General features: G+C 55.8%; 2 protein-coding genes. One reads left to right on the top strand and one right to left on the bottom strand.

Annotation, left to right across the window (positions count from 1 at the left end):
• Nucleotides 1-38: 38 nt before the first annotated feature.
• Complete coding sequence (locus tag AC0VXT_RS18180) at nt 39-22,865, top strand: hypothetical protein (RefSeq protein ID WP_475546536.1); 22,827 nt, start codon at nt 39-41, stop codon at nt 22,863-22,865.
• Nucleotides 22,866-22,964: 99 nt separating this feature from the next.
• Here the strand turns inward: AC0VXT_RS18180 and AC0VXT_RS18175 are convergent, their stop codons facing one another.
• Nucleotides 22,965-23,963 (bottom strand): tRNA dihydrouridine synthase, encoded by a 999-nt coding sequence (locus tag AC0VXT_RS18175; protein WP_475546535.1) that lies wholly within the window; start codon nt 23,961-23,963, stop codon nt 22,965-22,967.
• Nucleotides 23,964-24,081: the final 118 nt, after the last annotated feature.

Here is a 24,081-nt window from a genome sequence, read left to right as displayed (position 1 = left end):
TTTTGGTAATCATAATTCCCAAGTAGGGAGTACGTGTCTTGGCCTCGCCCGCCAATCAAGATGATGGTGTCGGTCTCACCGATACAGATATCGAACAGGTCCTGGATGACCGCGCGGAAGACAATTCCAGCGCGGGCAATTCTGATTCCGGGGCTTCCGCACAGGGCGAGGGCAACACCCCTTCTTCTGCAAATCAGGTTTTCACCAATGTTCAGAACGTCATCGGCACGGCCTATGACGATGTTCTGGTGGGTGATTCACAAGACAACACGCTGGTTGGCGGTGACGGTAACGACATTCTTGAGCCGGGCGAGGGCGAAGATGAAGTCACCGGTGGTGCCGGGCGTGATACCTTTGTGCTCGAAAGTGGTTTTGCGAAAACCACAATTACCGATTTCTCCATAGACGAAGACGAACTGGCGCTGACCGATCTTGGTGTGAATAACGCTAATGATTTCATGTCACTTGCTGTCGATGACGGTGCGGGGAATACCGTTATCACCTTTGCGACCGGTGATATTCTGGTTCTGCAAGGTGTCAGCAAGGCCGATCTTGCCAATGTTTCGCTGGTGGCTGCCCCGCAGATTTCTGATGTTTCGGTTTCCAGCGGTTCGACCAATGAAGATGGCGGGGCCGCAGGTGCGGCCGACGAAGACGCCAATGTCATTGACGGCACAGCAGGTGACGACACGATTGCCGGAACGTCTGGCGACGATGTGATCTCGTCTGGCGGTGGTGCGGACACTGTTGGTGGCGGTGACGGCGAAGATACCCTGTCGCTTGACGGGGCCGCCGATGGCATGGATGCCGATATCGCGCAAGGCCGGGCGACAGATGTCTCAGGGGCGAATCGCGTCGAATTTAGCGACATTGAAAACCTGCGTGGCACATCGGGCAATGATGTCCTGCGCGGCGACGATGGTGACAACAGCCTGTCGGGTGGTGCCGGGGATGACACATTTGCCGCCAGTGATGGCAGCGATGTAATTGACGGTGGATCGGGCGAAAATACGCTTGATTACAGTGATGCCGAGCAGGGCGTCCATGTTGATATGGACAGCGGTGCAGCCGAAACCATTGCCGACGATGAAGATAGGGACGAGACGTCGGGCAATTCGTCTGACGATACGTCTGGTGGTGATGCTGCTTCCGGCGATGGCGATGAAACCGGTTCTGGCGGCACGACAGCCGACGAAACCAATGACAGTGCTTCTGGGGACTTCGGGGACAATACGGAAACCAACGAGACTGACGGTGGTGCTGAAACAGGTGCTGCCGATGGCAGTGATGGCGCGTCAGGTGGGGCGCAAGATGATGATTCGGCCGACAGTTCAGATGGTGGCGAAACCAGTGGCGAGGACGCCAGTGGTAGTGATTCCAGTGACAGTGACAACGGTACGTCGGGCGAAACTGATGAGACCGATGACACCACGTCTGAGGGCGCAGACGGCGATGCATCTGGATCGGGCGATGATGCCGCCGAAGACAACGCCACCGATACAGATACCACAGAAAATTCGGATGATGAGACCGGTGCAGATGACAGCACCGGTGAGTCAGGCAGTTCTGAAACAGCGGAAGATACCCCCTCGGGCGAGGCCAATTCCGGTGATTCGGAAGACGGGGGCGATTCCGGTCCCGACACCAATTCCGACACAGGTACGGAAAACGGATCAGGTGACGAAACAGAGAATACCGGTGGTTCAACAGGGAGTGACACCACCGATGCTTCAGAGGGCGACGACGATGCCAATGAGGCTGGTTCTGAGTCCGAAGAAGAAGGTTCAACCGGTGAAGGCACGACAGGGGACAGCGGGTCAGACGAAACATCCGGTTCGGGTGGCGATGATACGCTGAATTCTGGCGAAACGGATGGCAGTGACTCCGGCGATGGTGCCGATGGTGATACTGGCTCTGACACTGGTTCCGAGGGTGAGAACGACACAGATACCGGGTCGGGCAGTACGGGCGATTCCGGTGCGACCGACGGCGAAACGACGGATGGCGGTGAGTCTGAGGACGAGGCCGCAGGAGATGACGCGTCTGATACCATAGCCGAAGAGGAAACCGGCGCGGACGACGACGATGATACTGAAACCGGTGACGAAAGTGCCGGTGATGATACTTCTGGTACCGATATTGACGACGGCTCGGACGAAGAACCAGAAGAGACAACCGACGAAAGCGGCGACGAAGCCAGTCAGACGGAACAGGACAACACGACCCCCGGTCTTGAAGCTGGTGCGCAAGGCGGTCAGGAATCCGATGAGTCCGAAACTGGTGAAACTGAAGCTGGCGAAACAGACGAAACAGACAGCTCTGAGACAGATGGCGCTGACGGCGGCGACACTGAAACAGAAGAAACAGAAGAAACCGATGCGGGCGATGCTGGTGAAGGCGATGACGCGTCTGGTGAGGATGCATCGGGGGACGACGACACAAGTTCAGAAGACACTGGTTCAGGTGATTCTGGGACCGAAAGTGAGTCTGAAACGGATGAAGCAGAAACCGGTGAAGGTGCCGAGGGTGAAGCTGATACCGAGACTGACGTAACCGATACTGCCGACGGCGAAGACAGTTCAAACATTTATGATAATACCCCGACATCTGGCAAAGACGTCGTTCAGGGGACGGAAAATGCCGACATTCTGGGCGGTGGTGCCGGAGATGATACGCTTCAGGGCGGCGGCGGTGATGATAGCCTTGATGGTAATAGTGGCGATGACGTCCTTCAGGGCGGTCTTGGCGATGATGTCCTGCGCGGTGAAGACGGCAAGGATTTGCTTCAGGGCGGTGACGGCAATGACAGCCTGTATGGCGGTGCCGATGATGACGTCATGCAGGGTGGTCAGGGTGACGACCTTCTGGTGGGTGGTGCTGGCGACGATGTCATGCAGGGCGGTTCGGGCAATGATTTCCTGCGCGGCGGTGCTGGCAATGACCACATCCAGGGCGGTGATGGTGTTGACACAGCCAGCTACAGCGACGCAACCGGCGCAGTAACTGTTGATCTTTCGCAAAATACCGCGACCGGCGGTGCGGGCAACGACATCGTGCAGATGGTTGAAAACGTTGTTGGTTCTGATCATGACGATCACATTACCGGCGACGATGGCGATAACGTGCTCGACGGCGGTGTCGGTGTTGATACCCTGACTGGCGGGGCGGGTGATGACATCCTGACCGGTGGGGCGGGCAAAGATGATTTCGAACTGACCGAGAATTTCGGCAACGACACGATTACTGATTTTACTGGTTCCGAAGACATCATCGATTTGTCGCAGCTTGGCATTCAGGATTTTGCCATGCTCCAGTCAATGATGAGTGACGACGGCAATGGCAATACGGTTATTGATTTTGGTGATCAGGGTGTTCTGACCCTTGAAGGTGTCACCAGCGACAGCCTTGTTGCGGACCAGTTCCGTGGTTTTGGCCGCATCTTTGAAACCGAAGGCGACGATGCCGGGGACGGCACGGACGGCAATGACGCGATTTATGGTTATGGCGGCAATGACACCCTTGGCGGTGGTGTCGGCGATGACGTCGTGTCGGGCGGCTATGGCGATGATACGGTTTCGGGCGGTGCAGGCAATGATACCCTGCGCGGTCAGGAAGGTATTGATACCGTTGATTATTCCGGTGCGGATGGCAGTGTCACGGTTGACCTTGAGGCCGGAACGGCAAGCGGTGCCGATGGCAATGACATCCTCGATCGCATCGAAAACGTCATCGGGTCGAACTATGACGACGAGTTGTATGGCGACAGTGGCACCAACGTGCTGCGCGGCGGTGATGGCAATGACACCATTGTCGGGCGTGGCGGCAATGATACGCTTGACGGCGGCGCGGGCGACGATCTGTTTGTCGGGGAAGATGGCAATGACGTCTATATCGGTGGCGAAGGTACCGATACGCTGGATCTGAGTGCGCGGGAAGGTGGGCTGAAAGTCAATCTTGGCACGGGCGTTGTTTCAGACAGCACCAAAGGTGAAACAGATAACGTCTCAGGCATTGAAAATATTATTACCGGCGCTGGTAACGATCAGTTGTTGGGGACCGGGGACGATAATAATTTCAATGCTGGTGCTGGCGATGACCTGGTTGATGGCGGTGGCGGGAGCGATACGCTTGATGGCGGAGAAGGCAACGATACTGTCAGTTTCAACTCGCAGACCGGCTTGAATGTAAACCTGGCAGACGGCACGGCGACCACCGATAGCGGCACGTCCAGTATCAGCAATTTTGAAAATGTCCGTGGCTCAACGAACGCCGATACAATTACGGGTGATGACGGCAATAACATCCTGATGGGGCTTGGCGGCGATGATACGCTGTCAGGTGGTGCTGGTGACGATACACTGATCGGTGGTGATGGTGTTGATACTGCTGACTATCGCGATGTATCGGGTGACATGAATGTCAACCTTTCACAAGGTACGGCAACCGGCGATGGCAGTGATAGCCTGTCGGGCATGGAAAACGTCCTGACCGGTGACGGTAATGACGTTGTTCGTGGCGATTCACAAGACAACCTGATTGATACCGGTGCTGGTGACGACACGGTATTTGGCAGCGCGGGCGACGATACACTGATCGGTGGCGATGGCTCGGACACATTGAGCTATTCGTCTGGCAGCGATACCCCGGGTGTCAAAGTTGATCTTGAGGCAGGTACTGTAACGGGCAGCAACTTTGTTGACCAAATTTCCGGGTTTGAGCAGGTAGAAGGCTCAGCCTTTAACGATACCATGCTGGGTAGCTCAGGCGATGACATCCTTTTGGCCGGTGCCGGGGATGACACGATTGATGGACGCGGCGGTGATGATACTCTTTCGGGTGGTGCGGGCGATGACACCTTTGTTGTCAGTGCCGATAGCGGAAATGACCTGATTACCGATTTCGATCCAGCCAATGATGTGATCGATATCCAGGGAATTGAAGATCTTGAGCTGTTTGGCGATATCGTTGATTTCATCGGCGAAGACGAAGCCGGTAATGCCACGATCACCATCGGTGATGCAGTTATCACGCTTGACGGTGTTGATCCTGATAGCCTGACCTATAAGAACTTTGTCGGCATCCGGTCACTGGAAGGCACCGAAGCCGGAGATGACCTTACCGGAACCAACCGCAGTGATGTGATCGACGCCAAGGGTGGTGACGATACCGTCTTTGGTGGTGCTGGCAATGATACGATTTCCGGTGGTGATGGAAAAGATGCCATCAGCGGTGGGTCGGGTAACGACGTTATTGACGGCGGTGCTGATAATGACGTGATTAACGGCGGTACGGGGTCTGATACCCTTGATGGCGGCGATGGTCAGGATACCGTTTCCTATCAGGGTGAAACCAAAGGCGTTACTGTCGATCTTGAGGCTGGAACCGGCACAAACGGTACAGATACTGACACGCTCAGTAATTTTGAAAATGTTACTGGATCGGGCTACGACGACATTCTGTCAGGTGATGATCAGGTCAACACGCTTAAAGGCGGTGGCGGCAATGATACGCTGATCGGTGGTGAAGGCGACGATACCCTGTTGGGTGGCACCGGTTGGGATACAGTCGATTACAGCGATGCTGCGGGCAGTGTTTCGGTTGATCTTGGCAATGGTACCGCAACTGGTGCAGATGGGAACGACACCCTTGGCGAGATCGAGAATGCCATTGGTTCTGATCACGACGATGTTCTGCGCGGATCAGCTGCCAAAAACACCCTTTCTGGTGGTGCTGGCGACGACACGATTGACGGTGGTGCCGGTCAAGATGTTCTGACTGGTGGCGCTGGCGCGGATACCTTTGTGTTTAATCAAACTTCCGGCGAAGACAAAGTTACGGACTTTGATCCGTCAGAAGACAAAATTGATCTTTCCAGCTTTGGTATTCCAAATTGGGAAGCCCTTCAGAACAAGATTGGCATTGACGATGATGGTAATGCTGTCATTACGATCAACGATCAGATCCTTACCCTGGAAGGCGTTTCGCCGGAAGAACTGACAGTTGGCAATTTTGTCGACCTTGAAACGCTTGGTGCGACCGAAGGTGACGACGTCATTAATGGTACCGACTTTGACGAAGTTATTGACGGTCTTGGTGGCAATGACACCATTTCGGCAGGCGACGGTGATGATACTGTCTTTGGTGGTGCTGGCGATGACACCCTGTCGGGCGGCGACGGCAGCGATATCCTTGATGGTGGAGATGGTCAAGATGCGGTTGATTACAGCGCGACCACTGGCGTTACAGTTGACCTTGCTGCCGGTACCGGTTCGGTTAATGGTGGCGAAACCGATACCCTAAGTAATATCGAAGATGTCATCGGTTCGGAACAGCGCGATATCATTTCGGGTGATGATCAGTCCAACACCATCTGGGGTGGTGCTGGTGGTGACGACCTTGCCGGTGGTGGGGGTAATGATCTGATTGACGGCGGTGCCGGTGATGACACCCTTTCTGGTGGTGCAGGCGATGACACTCTTGCGGGTGGCAGCGGAACGGACCTTGCTGATTACAGCGATGCAGAAGGTGGGGTAACCGTCGATCTTGTTGCGGGAACTGCATCTGGTGCAGCTGGCAATGATACGCTTTCCAATATTGAGGATATTGCCGGGTCGGATTACAACGATACCTTGATCGGTGATGATGGTCGCAATGTCATTTCTGGCGGTGCGGGTGATGACTCGATAGACGGCGGTGCTGGTGACGACACACTTCTTGGTGGTGCCGGAAATGACATCATCGAAGGTGGCGATGGCACAGATACTGTCGATTATAGCGCAAGCGAACCGGTTACGATCAATCTTGCCGAGGGTACAGCAACCAGCGAAAGCGGCACAGATACCCTGAGCGCTGTCGAGAATGTCATTGGTTCCGCTGGTGCTGACGACATTACGGGCGACGACGGGGTGAATGTTATCAATGCCGGAAGTGGTAGTGATACGATCCGCGGCGGTGCCGGTGATGATACCCTGAGCGGTGGTTCGGGTGCTGATGTTTACAAAATCGCGATCGGCGATGGCAATGATACGGTCACGGACTTCAGTGCGTCGTCCGACAAGATTGATGTAACCGAATTGCCGGTCGAAAGTTATGGCCAGCTCTATGAGATGATGTCGGAAAACGAAAATGGTGATCTTGTCATCGATTTCGGTGACGACACCAGCATGGTTCTTAAAGGTGTCGGTATTGACGACATCTCGGCAGACAACTTCATTGGCGTACGCGACATCGTGGGCACATCGGGTGACGACACGTTGTATGGGACCAATGGCGAGGACACCTTGTCTGGTCTGGACGGCAACGACACGCTTTACGGCCTTGAGGATAGTGATCTTCTTCAGGGTGGTGCCGGTGACGATACGCTGATCGGCGGGGACGGGAACGACGTTCTTGATGGCGGTGATGGCATAGATACCGCCGATTACAGTGATGAAACAGACGACGTAACGGTTGACCTGAAAACAGGGAACGTGTCGGCGACATCTGGCAACGATACGTTACGTAATGTTGAAAATGTGGTTGCGGGTGCCGGGAATGACAGCCTGAGCGGCAGTAATGGCGACAACGTTCTGGATGGTGGTGCTGGTGACGACGTTCTGTCTGGTCTGGATGGTGACGATACACTTATCGGTGGCGATGGCGAAGATACTGCCAGTTATTCGTCGTCGACCAGCGGTGTAAATGTTGATCTGTCTGAACAGACGGCAACCGGTGGTGCCGGCAACGATACCCTCAGCGATATCGAAAATGTTATCGGTTCAAACCATTCCGATACCCTTAAAGGCGATGCTGGTGACAACGAACTTCGCGCCGGTGCGGGTGACGATATCCTGATTGCCACCGAAGGCGATGATGTGATTTCGGGTGGATCGGGTCGCGATACAGTTGATTACAGCGACGCGAGTGGTGCAGTTGATGCGGATCTTGCGCTTGGCACTGTTTCGGGGATGGGCAACGATCAGATTTTGAACGTTGAAAATCTGACAGGCAGTGATTTTGATGACAGCATTTCCGGGAACCAATTGGCCAACGTTCTTGATGGCGGAGACGGTGATGACCTGATTTCGGGCGGTGCGGGCAATGATACGCTGTTAGGCGGTGCTGGGAATGACAGCCTTGTTGGCGGCGCCGGTGCAGATCTGATTGATGGTGGCGATGGCATTGATACTGTCGATTACGCCAATGCGAGCGATGCGGTTGAAATCAATCTTGCCACGGGTGAAACAGACGATACGACCGGCGACACGGTTCTCAATGTTGAAAATGTTATCGGCAGTACTCTTGGTGACAACATTACCGGGTCGGATGCCGATAATACCATGCTGGGTGGCGGTGGCGATGACACCTTTAACGTCAGTGCCGGTGACGATGTCATTGATGGTGGCGAAGGTGCTGATACCGTCGATTACAGCAACAGCCAAACCGGTGTTGATGTCGACCTTGATATTGGCAGTGTCGATAAGGCCGCAGGCACGGATGTTCTAACTAGCATTGAAAACGTTACCGGGTCGGATGCCGATGACGTGATTTCCGGTTCGTCTGGTACCAATACACTTCGCGGTGGCGCGGGCGATGACACCCTTGATGGGCGTGCTGGCGATGACGTGATTTCCGGCGGTGAGGGGGATGACACCCTTGCGGGCGGCGACGGTACCGATACGCTTGATTATTCCAGCGCCAATGGTGCTCAGAATATTGATCTTGCGAACGGTGCTGCGACTGGCGCTGATGGTAATGACACCGTTTCGGGATTTGAAAATGTCATCGGTTCGGAGCATGACGACACCATCACCGGGGATGATGCCGATAACCGTCTTGATGGCGGCGATGGCAACGACTTCATTACCGGTGGTGCAGGGAACGATGTTCTAAGCGGTGGTGCTGGCGATGATAGCTTCGTCGGCGAGTTGGGCGATGACACCTATGTCGGTGGTGAAGGTTCCGACACGCTGGATTACAGCGATGCGCAATCGGGTCTTGATATCGATCTTGCGAACAATACTGCGACCGGCGAGGGCATTGGTACCGATACCATAAGTGGCGTCGAGCAGATCATCGCGACCGATCATAACGACACCATCGTCGGCGGCAACGGCAACGAGACGATTCTGGCCGGGGCTGGCGACGATTATGTTGCCGGTGGTGCCGGGAATGACACTCTTGATGGTGGTGACGGCGAAGATACGCTTGGCTTTGCTGATGCCAACGGCGTGAGCGTAGACCTTGAAAGCAGTACAGTCAGCGGCGATGGCAATGACAGCATTGCGAACTTTGAAAATGTTGATGGTTCGGCCGGAAATGACACGATTAGTGGCGACAGCGGCGTAAATACTCTGGCCGGTAACGCGGGCAACGACGTCATCGATGGTCGCGGCGGCGACGACGTGCTGCTTGGTGGTGCTGGTAACGACATCATTCGTGGTGGCGATGGCGACGACCAAATTGATGGCGGCGTTGGCAATGATACCCTTATATCTGGGGCTGGTGATGACATTCTGGTTGGTGGCGAGGGTGTTGACCGCGCAAGTTACGCCGGATCAGACGCGGCAGTTACGGTCGATACGACGCAAAATACCGTCAGCGGTTCGGCAACTGGAACCGATACCCTCGAAGGTATCGAAGAAATCGAGGGCTCCAGCCACGATGATACTTTCATGGGGGGCGCGCAGAACGATACGTTTATCGGTGGTGCAGGCGACGATACGTTCGATGCGGGTGCAGGCGATGATACGCTAACACTTGGCACGGGTGCCGATCAGGTCATCTTTAATCCGGGCGATGGCCACGACACGATCACTGATTTTGATGTCAGCACTGACGTCATTGACCTGACGCCATTTAAGATCGCTGGCTACGGCAGCCTTGAGCATATGTTCGGCTCCGACGCTGACGGCAATTTGACCATTACATTTGATAGTGGCGACAGCATTACGCTCGAGGGTGTTAGTGCTGACCAGCTTGGTGAGGATAATTTCACTGGTGTCATTCAGCTTGGCACAAGTGATGCCGATGACATTGCCGGTGGTGCGGGCAATGACGTCATTGATGCGCTTGATGGTGATGACACCGTTTCAGGTGGCGACGGCAACGACCATCTTATGGGTGGCGACGGGAATGATACCCTTTCGGGCGATGCCGGCGACGATACGCTAAGCGGCAATGCCGGATCAGATGTCCTTTCGGGTGGTGAAGGCAACGATACCGCAGACTATTCGACCGAAAGTGCCGGTATCACAGCCGACCTTGCAAACGGAACTGTGACGGGTGGTGATGGTGACGATACGCTTGATAGCATCGAAAACATCACAGGGACCCTTCATGACGATACCCTGATTGGGAATGACGAAAACAACACGCTGAGCGGGCTTGACGGGGATGACGTCATGGTCGGCGGTGGTGGCGATGACGTGCTGGATGGTGGCGATGGATCCGACACCGTTGATTACAGCAACGCGACCGATGCGGTTGACGTCAATCTTTCGACCGGAACGGCAACGGGTGAGGGCACGGATACCCTTACCAACATTGAAAATGTCGTTGGTTCTGACTTCAATGACAAAATTACCGGCAATGCCGGGAACAACACGATCTCGTCTGGTGCAGGCAATGATGCAATCAATGCAGGCCAGGGTGACGACATTGTTGATGCCGGAACGGGTGACGACGAAATCGCCGGTGGTGCAGGCAATGACATCCTTGATGGTGGTGCCGGAAATGATGTCCTTCTGGGTGAAGAAGGCAACGATACACTTTCTGGTGGCGAAGGTGATGACATCGTCGAGGCGGGTGCTGGCAGTGACTGGGTTTACGGCGATACCGGCGATGACATCCTTGATGGTGGCGATAGCGAGAATGACATCGACACCGTCGATTACTCCAACGTTGACGCAGGTGTCACGGTTGACCTTGTAAACCAGTATGCGTCGGGTGGCGGCGGGAATGACATCGTTCGGAACTTTGAGCGTGTCATCGGCACCGATTATGCCGATACGCTGGTTGGCAGTGACGGGGTCAATACCCTTGATGGTGGGTCGGGCAACGATACGCTGTTTGGTGGTGCGGGCGATGATGTGATCATCACTGGCGACGGCGAAGATGTGATCGTTCTCAAGCCGGGTGGTGGCAATGACACCGCGACCGACTTTGATGTGACACAAGACACGATTGATCTGTCCTCCTATGGCATTGAAGATTACGCCACCTTGCGTGATCAGATGGCCGATGATGCAAATGGCAATGCGGTTATTACGCTGGCGGACGGCGAAAGCATCACACTTGAAGGTGTGTCGGTTGACGATCTTGGGCCGGGTAACTTCTTTGGCTATGAAGTGATCATTGGCACCGAGTTCGAAGACAATATCATCGGCAGCCAGATCAGTGACGAAATCCACGCCCTTGAAAGCGATGACATCATCGATGGTCAGGCGGGCGACGATGATATTTACGGTGATGAAGGCAATGACACGCTGATCGGTGGTGCGGGCGACGATACCCTGCGCGGCGGCGATGGCAGCGACACGGCCGATTATTCCGACACGACCGAGGGGGTTGCGGTTGATCTGGGTGCTGGAACGGCAACCGGTGAAGCGGGTGACGATACCCTTGAAAGCATTGAAAACGTTACCGGTGGCGACGGCGACGATATCCTGATCGGTGATGAAAATGCCAACATCCTTGATGGTGGCGAAGGCAATGACACCGTCATTGGCAATGGCGGTGATGACACCCTGATCGGTGGCGAAGGCGAAGACGTTCTGTCTTATGCGGATGCCGATGAAGGTGTGACTGTTGATCTGGCCAATGGTACCGCGACCGGTGGTGCGGGCAATGACGTGATTGACGGTTTTGAAACCGTGATCGGGTCGGACCATGACGACACCATTGCCGGTGATGACATGGATAATGTCATCGATGGTGGTGCAGGAAACGATACGCTTTCGGGTGGTACTGGCAATGACACGCTGGTGGGCGGTGACGGCGATGATATCGTTGATTATTCCGATCAGACCGACGGCGTTGTTGTTGATCTTGAAAACGGCACAGGCATTGCGACCGATGGCACCGATACCCTTGACGGGATCGAAGGTGCGACCGGTGGTTCCGGGGATGACACGCTGACCGGTTCGGTCGGCGATAACGTCCTTGCGGGCGGTGCCGGTTATGACAGCCTTTTGGGCGGTGACGGCAATGACACCCTTGCCGGTGGCGACGGGGCTGACCTTATTGATGGCGGTGCCGGGGATGATGTTCTGTCGTTCGAAGGCGACCGTGTTGCCGCCGATGGCGACACGACCGACCATGTCGGCAGCCCGAGCACCGATGGAACCGGCGACGTCGCCGATATTTCCGGCAAGAACCTGTCAGATGACAGCTTTGTCGGCGGTGAAGGCAATGACACGCTGGTCGCGGGCGACGGCGATGATGCCATCATTCTCGACCGTGATCATGCCGGTGGTGGTGCTGCCAATCCGTCGATTGTTGATATCGAAAATATCGATGCGGGTGCGGGCAATGACGTTGTCGACCTGACCAGCGAAACCCATTCTTATGGCGATGTGACCATTGATGGTGGTGCCGGGGATGACACGATCTGGTCGAATGACGGCGATGACGTCATTTCGGGCGGTGATGGTGCCGATAACATCCATGGCGGTGCCGGTGCCGATGTCATCGACGGTGGTGCGGATGACGACATCCTTGATGGCGGCGAAGGGTCTGACACTCTTGACGGCGGGGCTGGAAATGACACGATCATGGCCGGGGCTGGCGACGATATCCTGACCGGTGGTGATGGTTCCGATACGCTTGATATGTCTGGTGCCGATGGCGCGACCATCAATCTGGCCGAAGGTACCGCAAGCAGCGACGCAACCGGGACCGACAGCATCGACGGGTTTGAAAATGTCATTGCGACGGACGGCAATGATGACATCACCGGATCGGCTGGCGATAACACAATTGATGCCGGTGCAGGCGATGACACGGTCACGCTGGACGCTGGCAATGACGACCTTGATGGCGGTGACGGCACCGATACCCTCGATCTGGGCAACACCACCGGTGGCGTGACGGTTGATCTGGCCGCAGGCACGGCAAGTGGTGCCAATACCGGTACAGACACGGTCGCCAATTTCGAAAACATTATCGGGTCTGATGATGACGATACCCTGACCGGGTCGGATGATGCCAACCGCATCGACGGCGGTGCGGGTGATGACACCATTGATGGCGGTGCCGGTGACGATATCCTGACCGGGGGGGAGGGTGATGACCGACTGATCGCAGGCGATGGCAATGATACGCTTTCAGGTGGCAGCGGCAGTGATACTTTCGTCTTCGAAGACGGCGATGACGCCGATCTGGTTAGTGATTTTGACATTGGCAGCGATGTGATTTCCCTGCCCGATCTGGGCATTTCAGCCTGGACCGATTTGCAGCCGCTTCTGTCGGATGGGCCGGATGGCGCGGTCATCACGCTGCCGTCTGGTGGTACGGTGACCCTTGCCGGGGTGGCGGTTGATGATCTGACACCAAGCCACTTTGAAGGCATCGAAAATGTCGGCACACCGGGCGATGATACGCTGGGTGGCGGCGACGGCAACGATACGATTGATGGCGGCGACGGCGAAGATTCCGTCGGTGGTGGATCGGGTGACGATACTGTTGGCGGCGGCGGCGGGAATGACACCGTTGATGGCGGCGATGGTAATGATTCGGTCGACGGTGGCGACGGGGATGATTCTGTTGGTGGCGGTGCAGGCGACGATAGCGTTGGCGGTGGCAGTGGGAATGACACGGTCGATGGTGGCGATGGCAATGATACGGTTGACGGTGGTGACGGTGACGACACCGTTGGCGGCGGTGCTGGTGATGACACAGTCGAAGGTGGTGGCGGCAACGACACCCTGAGCGGTGGCGACGGTACAGATACCCTGTCGGGTGGTGATGGCGACGATGTTCTTCAGTTCGAAGCAGACCGGACCGGTCAGTCGGGCGACAGCACCGATCATGTGGGCAGTCCGGGCGTTGATGGTACCGGCGATGTTGCCGACCTTGATGGTCTTGGCCTGAGCGACGATGAATTTGACGGCGGCGACGGCATCGATACCCTTGTCGGGACGGCCGGCGGTGACGCGATCATCCTTGATGGCGATCATGAAAATGCTTCGGAAAACCCGACCATCCGTGATGTCGAAGTTATTGATACTGGTGCTGGTGATGACGTTGTTGATCTGACCAGCCAGACCCATGAATATGGCGATGTGACGGTGAATGCCGGAACTGGCGATGACACGGTCTGGACCGGTGCAGGCGATGATGAAATCAACGCCGGTGATGGCAACGACGCGATCCATGACGGTGCTGGTGATGACGTTGTAAATGCCGGTGCGGGCGATGACGTGATCGAAGGCAGCCTTGGCAACGACACCCTTGATGGTGGCGATGGCACGGACCTTCTGGATCTGTCGGATGCCGATGGTGTGACGGTTGATCTTGATGCCGGTATTGCACAGTCGGATGCCTTTGGCTCCGATGCGATCAGCAATATCGAAAACGTAACCGGTTCTGCAGGTGATGACACCATCACTGGTTCGGACGGTGTAAACGAAATCGATGGCGGTGCCGGAAACGACGTCCTTGATGGCGGTGCTGGCGACGATACAATCACTGCGGGTGATGGCGACGATACGGTTCTGGCCGGTGCCGGTGATGATACGCTGGCCGGTGGCGATGGGACTGATACGCTTGATATGGCGGGTGCGGGTGGTGCAGATGTCGATCTGGCAGCGGGTACTGCAAGCAGCCTTGAAACCGGTGACGATACCATTTCCGGTTTTGAAAATGTTATCGGTTCGGACGGTGCTGATGTCATTGCCGGTTCGGATGCGGCCAACGAAATTGCTGCGGGAACTGGCAACGATACGATTGACGGTGGTGCTGGTGATGACGTCATCGACGGTGGTGCGGGCTCCGACATCCTGTTGGGTGGTGCCGGGAACGATCAGGTTGATGGCGGCGCTGGTGCGGATACGATCAATGCCGGTGTTGGCGATGACACCCTGACCGGTGGTACGGGCACAGACAGTTTTGTCTTTGAGGATGGCGTTGATGACGATCTGGTCACGGACTTCACCATTGGCGAAGACAGCATTTCCTTGCCAGACAGCGGTGTTACGACTTGGACCGACTTGCAGACGATGTTGTCGGATGGCCCGGATGGCGCGGTGATTACCTTGCCGTCTGGTGGCACGGTGACGCTTTCGGGCGTGTCGGTTGCTGACCTTGGTCCGGATGATTTCGAAGGTGTGGAGAATATCCCGACCGGCGGCAATGACAGCCTGCCGGGTGGCGATGGTGACGACACCATTGATGGCGGTGATGGCGACGATACCGTTACCGGTGGTGATGGTGGCGATACACTCGGCGGCGGTGAAGGTGATGACACGCTTGAAGGCGGCGACGGCGGCGATACGCTGAGCGGTGGTTCAGGCAGTGATACCCTTGACGGCGGTGCGGGTGATGATGTTCTGCAATTTGGGGCCGACAGCACCGGTCAGGCTGGTGACAGTACCGACCATGTTGGTAGCCCGGGCGTTGATGGCACCGGCGATGTTGCCGACCTTGAGGGGCTTGGCCTCAGCGACGATGTTTATGATGGTGGTGCGGATACCGATACACTGGTGGGCACCAGCGGCGATGATGCCATCATTCTTGATCGTGATCATGAAAACGGCACAGCAGGCCCGTCGATCATTGATGTTGAAGTCATCAATGCGGGTGACGGCAATGACGTTGTCGATCTGACCAGCGAAAATCATTCCTATGGCGATGTGACGGTTGATGCCGGAACCGGCGATGACACGGTCTGGACCAATGCGGGCAATGACAGTATCGACGGTGGCGACGGCAATGATCACCTCAATGGTGGTGCCGGTGACGACGTTGTAAATGCCGGTGCAGGCAACGATACCGTTGTTGGCGATGCCGGTAACGACACCCTGTCGGGTGGCGATGGCAACGATACGCTTGATATGTCCGATGTCCAAAGTGACATTGCGATCAATCTTGCCGATGGTACGGCCAACAGCAGCGAAACCGGTTCGGACGTTATTTCCGGATTTGAAAATCTGGTAACCGGCTCTGGTGATGACACCATCACGGGCAGCAGTGCCGACGATACCATTTCGACCGGTGACGGTGCGGATACCATTGACGGTGGCGATGGTATCGATTTGATTGATGCTGGTGCAGGCAATGATGTGATTTCCGATGGCGCAGGCAGTGATCTGGTCAATGCCGGTGCGGGTGATGATACGGTCATCGCCGGTGCGGGCAATGACAGCCTTGATGGTGGGGACGGTTCCGACACCCTTGATATGTCCGGCGCGTCTAGCGATGCGCAAGTCGACCTTTCTGCCGGGACGGCACAGTCGTCTGAAACCGGCAGTGATCAGCTTTCCAGCATTGAAAATGTAACAACCGGTTCTGGTGATGACCAAATCACCGGGTCGAGTGCCAATAACAACATCGCGGCGGGTGCGGGTAATGACACCATTGATGGTGGTGCCGGTGATGATACCGTTGCCGGTGGTGAAGGTTCCGATACATTCATCTTTGCCGATGGCACGGATCACGACGTTGTCAGTGATTTTACACGTGGCGAAGACAAACTTTCGATTGATGACCTTGGCCTTGAAAGCTGGAGCGACGTGCTGCCGCTGCTCAGTGAAAATGGCAACGGCGATGCGGTTCTGAACTTGCCTGCGGGCGGCACGGTGACACTGGTTGGTGTTGGCCTTGGGGATCTGAGTGCTGATGATTTCAACAACATCACCGATGGCGCAACCCAGTTTGACGATATCCTTGACGGCACAGATGGTGATGACACCATTGATGCACTTGCAGGGGACGATATTGTCAACGGTGGTGCGGGTGACGACACCTTGCTGGGCAACAGCGGTGACGACACGATTTCCGGCGGTTCAGGCAATGACGACATCGATGGCGGTACGGGCAGCGACACCCTTTCGGGTGGTGATGGTGACGATCAGCTTAGTGGTGGTGATGATAGCGACGTTCTTTCGGGCGGTTCTGGCGACGACACCCTTGATGGTGGCGACGGCAACGACGTTCTGAACTTCGAAGCTGACGGCACCGCAGAATCCGGTGATACCACCGAACATACCGGTAGCCCGGATGTCGATGGCACCGGCGATGTTGCCGATATTGGCGGGAAAAATATTTCTGACGATACGTTCATCGGCGGTGAAGGCACCGATACCCTGAATATGTCCGATGGCAACGATGCGCTGATCCTTGACGGTTCGAAACTCGGCGATGGTGAAACCAGCACCAGCACCGTTGAAACCCGGACCCTTGGCCTGACAAACTCGGCAAGCAGTGCCGATGTACAGGCCGCATGGTCGGATGCAAACCTGTATGGCTTTGATTTTGGCACATCCTATGTTGGCGAAGACGGCAAGCTGAACCTTGCGGCTGCTGACGACACCGTGACCTTTGATGGTAACGGTATTGGCAATAACGGCGGTAGCCCGGCGGGCGGTCAGATCAACCATGATGGCAACAGCGGCGAAAGCGAAGCCGTCGTTGTCGATCTTGGCGCAAATGCCACAACGGCGACCGTTCAGGTTTCCAACCTGATGGCCAATGAAGGCGGCGGCGAAGTTGGTTCGTGGCAGGCCTTTGATGCGGACGGTAACCTTGTGGCGTCAGGCGTGCTTGATGACAGCACGGTTGATTACAGCAACAACAGCGTTGGCACCGCCAACATCAGTGTGACCGATGATTTCGGTAACCCGGTTGAATTCCGCTATATCGCGTTTGAAAGCGAACCTTATGCCAATGGCACGTCTGGTTCCGACAGCAGCGATTACTTCGTCCGGTCAATCAGCTTTGACACCGTCGTTCAAGATACGACCACTGATGGTGCACGACTTGACGGGGTTGAAGTCATCAATGCGGGTACGGGCGATGACGTTGTTGATTTGACCAGCGATACGATTGCCTATGGCGATGTCACCATCAACGGTGGTTCGGGGTCCGATACCCTTTGGGGCAATGCGGGCGATGATACGATCCGTGGTGAACTTGGCCATGACAATATTCATGGCGGTGCCGGTGATGATTATCTTGATGGTGGTTATGGCGATGACCTGATCGACGGCGGTGTTGGGAATGACACGCTGGTTGGTGGAACAGGTAACGATCAGCTGCGCGGCGGCCAAGGCGACGACATTCTGGTGGGTCAGGGCGATAACGATACCGCCCTTTATGACGACGCCACGTCGGGTGTGACTGTCGATCTTGCAAATTACACGGCCACCGGCGGTGCGGGCAATGACAGCCTGTACACCATTGAAAACGTCGTTGGGTCCGATCATGACGACACGATCACCGGTGGGACGGGTAACAACATCCTGACCGGTGGTGCGGGCGACGATACACTTGCCGGTGGTGCGGGCAATGATACGCTTGCCGGTGGTGATGGCACGGATACCGCTGATTACAGCAATTCGAGTGCTGCGGTTGATGCCGATCTTTCGACCGGTATTGCAGAGCTTGCCAATGGCGACACCGACAAACTTTCAAGCATCGAAAACCTGATTGGTTCGGATGGCAACGATACCCTGACAGGGTCGGATGGTGATAACACCCTGACCGGTGGTGCAGGCAACGACACGCTGTCGGGCAATGCCGGGAACGACGTCCTTGACGGTGGTGACGGTAACGACACCCTGGATGGCGGCGAAGGTGCCGACATCGTTGATGGCGGTGCCGGGGACGATCATATTCTGGCCGGTGCGGGCGATGATACGCTGGCCGGTGGCGATGGCGAAGATACTCTTGATATGACTGTCGTAGACGGCGCGACAGTTGATCTTGGTGCGGGTACGGCGACATCTGATGCGACCGGATCCGATACGATCAGCAGCATCGAAAACGTTATCGGTTCGGACGGCAATGATGTCCTGACCGGGTCGGACGGTGACAATACGATCCTTGGCGGTGCCGGTGACGATACCATCGAAGGCGGTGCAGGCGGTGATTACCTTGATGGTGGGGATGGTGTTGATACCATCAGCTATGAAGGATCAGATGCCGGTGTCGAGGTTTACCTTGGTGAAACCGATGCCAATGCCCGTACGCCCGGTGAAGCGGGGCGTGCCTATGATGGCGACGCAGCAGGCGATATTCTGGCCAACTTCGAAAAAGTCATCGCATCGGCCCATGACGATTATGTTTATGGCAACAGCCAGAACAATGAAGTCGATCTTGGCGATGGCAACGACACGTTTGACAACGTCGAAGCAGACGTCAGCACCGACACCGTCGATGGCGGCGAAGGTAATGACACGATCTGGACCGGTGACGGCGAAGACACACTGTTTGGCGGCAACGGCGACGATTACCTGAATGGTGAAAAAGGCGACGACGTTCTTAACGGTGGTGCGGGCAAGGATCGCCTGATTGGCGGTGATGGCAATGATACGCTTGATGGTGGTTCGGGTGACGATACCCTGTCGGGTGGCTCAGGTGCCGACCTTATCCAAGTCAGCAGTCTGGATGGCGACAAGGTCGTCACCGACTTTAACACCAGCGTTGATCAGATTTCGCTCGATGCGCTTGATATCAGCACATGGTCGGATCTGGCGCCGCTTCTGTCGGAAGTGAATGGCAACGCGGTCATTGATCTAGGCGAAAATGGCTCGGTTACGTTGCTGGGTGTGCGTCTGAATGATGTTTCTGCCGACATGTTCGTCGGGATTGAGAATGACGGTGGCGCAACACCGTTTGACGATATTCTGATCGGCACCAGCGAAGATGATTACATCGACGCGCTGGCCGGAAATGACGTGGTTGATGGCGGTGCGGGTGATGACACCATCAACGGCATGGAAGGCGATGACAACCTTTCGGGTGGCGATGGCGATGACACCATAACCGGCGGCAGCGGCAATGACGTTGTATCGGGCGGTGACGGTGACGATACCCTTGATGGTAACGAAGGCCATGACGTCATCGCGGGCGGTGCGGGCAATGACACTCTAGTCGGTGGCAGCGGCAACGACGTCATGGATGGCGGCGGTGGCGATGATTACATCGACGGCATGGAAGGTGACGACACCATCACCGGTGGCGATGAAACCGACACAATTTATGGTTCGTCCGGCGAAGATAAGCTTGATGGCGAAGGTGGCGACGACGTCATTTATGGCGGCGACGACAATGACAGCGTCGCGGGCGGTGCGGGTAACGACCTTCTGTCGGGCGATAACGGCAACGACACCCTTGATGGTGGTGCGGGCAACGATACGTTGCTTGGCGGGGATGGCAATGACACGCTGACCGGTGGTGACGGCAATGACGTCCTGTCGGGTGGTAATGGCAATGACCTTCTTGATGGTGGTGCGGGTAACGATACCCTGACCGGGACCGATGGTGCCGACACCCTGATTGGCGGAGCCGGCAATGATACGCTTGATGGCGGTGCCGGGGATGACACCTATACCGGCGGTGCCGGTGAAGATCAGATTCTTGTGTCGAACAATTCCGGCGATAAGGTTGTCACCGACTTTAACGTCAATGATGATCAGATCAATCTGGCGTCGCTTGATGTTGATGACTGGGCCGACCTTCAGGGCCTGATGAGCGAGGTCAACGGCAACACCGTCATTAACCTTAATGGTCAGGGCACCTTGACGCTGGTTGGTGTTTCGATGAGCCAGCTGAATTCCGACATGTTTGTCGGTGTGCAGCAATCAACGGGCCCGACCCCGTATGACGATCTGCTTTATGGCACCAGCAACAATGACACGATTGCCGCCCTTGCCGGTGATGACACGGTTTATGGCCTGAATGGTCAGGACACGTTGTCGGGTATGGAAGGCAATGACAGTCTGTATGGCGGTGATGGCGATGACACCCTGTCGGGTGACGCTGGCAATGACATTGTCGAAGGTGGCAGCGGTCAGGACAGCATCACTGGTGGTGACGGCGACGATACGCTGGACGGCGGATCGGGTGATGACCGTGTCTGGGCCGGTGACGGTAATGACACCGTTCTGGGTGGTCAGGGTCAGGACAAGCTGTACGGCGAAGCCGGTAATGACACCATCGAAGGCGGCACAGGCGACGACACTCTTAAAGGTGGCGACGGCAATGACGTGCTTGATGGTGGCGAAAACAACGACAAGCTTTATGGCGGCGATGATGTCGATACGCTGCTTGGCGGCAATGGCGATGACAAGCTGTATGGAGATGCCGGTAATGACACCCTGATCGGGGGTCAGGGGCACGATACGCTTAGCGGTGGTGATGGCCGGGATACGGCAAGTTACGCCAATGCTACGTCATCGGTTGCAGCCAGCCTTGAAAGCGGCACCGCGACCGGCGGCGATGGCAGTGACAAGCTGTCTTCGATCGAAGACCTGATTGGCTCGAACTTCAATGATTACCTGTTTGGTGATGATGGTTCGAACCTGCTGTCGGGTCTTGATGGTAATGACGTTCTGGGTGGTGACGCCGGGCATGATACCATCTGGGGCGGCCTTGGTGATGATACGATCAATGGCGGTTCGGGTTCGGACCTGATTGATGCCGGTGGCGGCGATGACACCATCGAATATCAGAAAGATGCGACATGGACCGGCAGCCACGCAGCCAAAAACGTTGGCGATCCGGGGATGGCCGGCACCAACGAGCAGATCAATCTTTCGGGCTATAACCGTTCCGAAGACATCTTTGACGGTGGTGCCGGGACCGATACCCTGTCGATGACCGGCGGCAATGATGCCCTGTTCCTTGATGACGATCTTACCGATCCGGGGACCAGCCCGCGCATTTCCAACATCGAAGTGATCGATGCGGGCAATGGCGATGACATCGTTGACCTAACCAGTGACGATCTGTCTTACGGTGATGTCACCATTCTGGGCGGCACGGGCGATGATATCGTCTGGAGCAATGCCGGGGATGATGTGCTTGATGGCGGTGAAGGCGACGATACCCTTTGGGGTGGTTCGGGTGCCGATACGTTGCTGGGTGGCAACGGTGAAGACGTGCTCAATGGCGGTGCCGGGGATGACGTCCTGCAATACAACGCAGACGACACCTGGGGGAACAGCTGGTACGCGCTTAACGATGGCTCGCCAAACGAAGATGGCCATAATCACGATAATGGTTGGGGCCATGACAACCACAATGGCAACGGTTGGGGGCATCACGACGGTGGTGATGACGGGACTGGCGAATACGTCAATCTTGGTGGCTATAACCAGTCCAATGACGTGTTCGAAGGTGGTGCTGGAACCGATACCCTGCAGATGACCAGTGGCAACGATGCCCTGTTCCTGCATGATGATGTCAGCGACGGCGACAGCGATGTTCGCATCAGTGGTGTCGAAGTGATCGAAGCCGGTGATGGCAATGACATCATCGATCTGACCAGCGATACCTATAGCTACGGCGATGTGACGCTCGATGGTGGCGATGGCAATGATACGCTTTGGAGCAATGCCGGTGATGACGTCCTGCTGGGTGGGGCGGGTAATGATCATCTTTATGGCAGTGCCGGGGATGACACGCTGACCGGTGGCACGGGCTGGGATGAATTCCAGATTGGCAAAGCGGATGGCCATGACATCGTGACAGACTTCACGCCGGGCGAAGACATCATTGATCTGTCGGAATGGAACTACAACAACTTCAACCAGATCCAGAACGACATGCATCTTGATACCGATGGCAATGTTGTAATTGAGCTTGGCAATGATGCGTCGGTTACCCTGATGGGCGTTCATGATCCAGATGATCTCGACGCGGATGACTTTGGATTTGGGACCTAAGGCTTAAGGTCTTTGGACAGGACACAACAAGAAAACGGGGTGGTTCAATGAACCACCCCGTTCGCGTTTGTCGCAGTGGTGTCAGAAATCGTGACCGTCTTATTCGGCGGCAATCGCAACGTCTTGTTGCTGATGTTCCGGCAGGGTCATGTCATGGTGTAGTTTGGCACGTAATTCATCAATGGCGCGGATACGTTTGATTTCATCAAAACAGGCAGCACCCTGTGTGTGGCTTTTACGGATAAGGGCCATCCATTGTTTGATACGTCCTGCCTGATGGTTTTCCGTTGATCCGTCTTTATCCATCAAATCGCAATAAGACAACAGCATCGCCAAAACATCGGCCCAGCATTCCTTGGGCCGTTGCGTGCCGTTTTCAAACGCCTTGATGCGGTTGGCAAGGTCAGGGGCAGCAATGGCGCCCCGGCCAATCATGAAGCTGTCACAGCCTGATACATCCCGGCATTTTTCGTAATCTGCGACGTCCCAGATTTCACCATTGCCGGTCATGCCGATTGAAATGGCCTCGCGGATACGGGCCAGATATTCCCAATGGGCGGGCGGTTTATATCCTTCAAGCTTGGTGCGTGCATGGACCGTCAGGTGCTGCGCGCCGGCGGCTTCAACCGCGCGGGCATTATCAAGAAACAGTTCCTTGTCGGCATAGCCAAGCCGGACCTTTGCACTGACCGGGATGTGATCAGGAACTGCACGGCGCACGGCCGACACGATCCGATACAGATTATCCGGGCATTTCAAAAGCGATGCGCCAGCTTCGTGCTTGTTCACAGTTTTTGACGGGCAGCCGAAATTGATATCAATGCCCGGTGCGCCGAGGCTTGCGGCAAAGGCGGCATTTTCGCCCATCAGTTCCGGATCATGGCCCATTAACTGCACCAGAACCGGCACCCCCGAAAGCGTTTTGCCGCCGTTCAAAAGTTCGGGGCAATAGCGATGGAACACATGGGCGGGAAACAGGTTTTGCGACACGCGGATAAATTCGGTCACGCACAGGTCGAACCCGCCGGTCGCGCTCAGCAATTGCCGAACGCGCCAGTCAACAAGTCCTTCCATTGGTGCAAGCACCAGCTGCGTCATTGTGATGTCATCCTGTCTCATAAAATCAGTTGGCGGCTTTTATCATAAACCATGGATTGATGCCGTTGAAAAATCACAGACCAGCATTGTCAGGATTGGACGCATATTAGTGAATTAA

The sequence above is a fragment of the Thalassospira sp. Z349TD_5 genome, assembly GCF_056173045.1.
This window is presented reverse-complemented; position numbering and strand designations above follow the sequence as displayed.

What these genes read in the sequence shown, in the direction of transcription:
- AC0VXT_RS18175 (WP_475546535.1), bottom strand. Translation starts at nt 23,963, where the DNA reads ATGACGCAGCTGGTGCTTGCACCAATGGAAGGACTTGTTGACTGGCGC.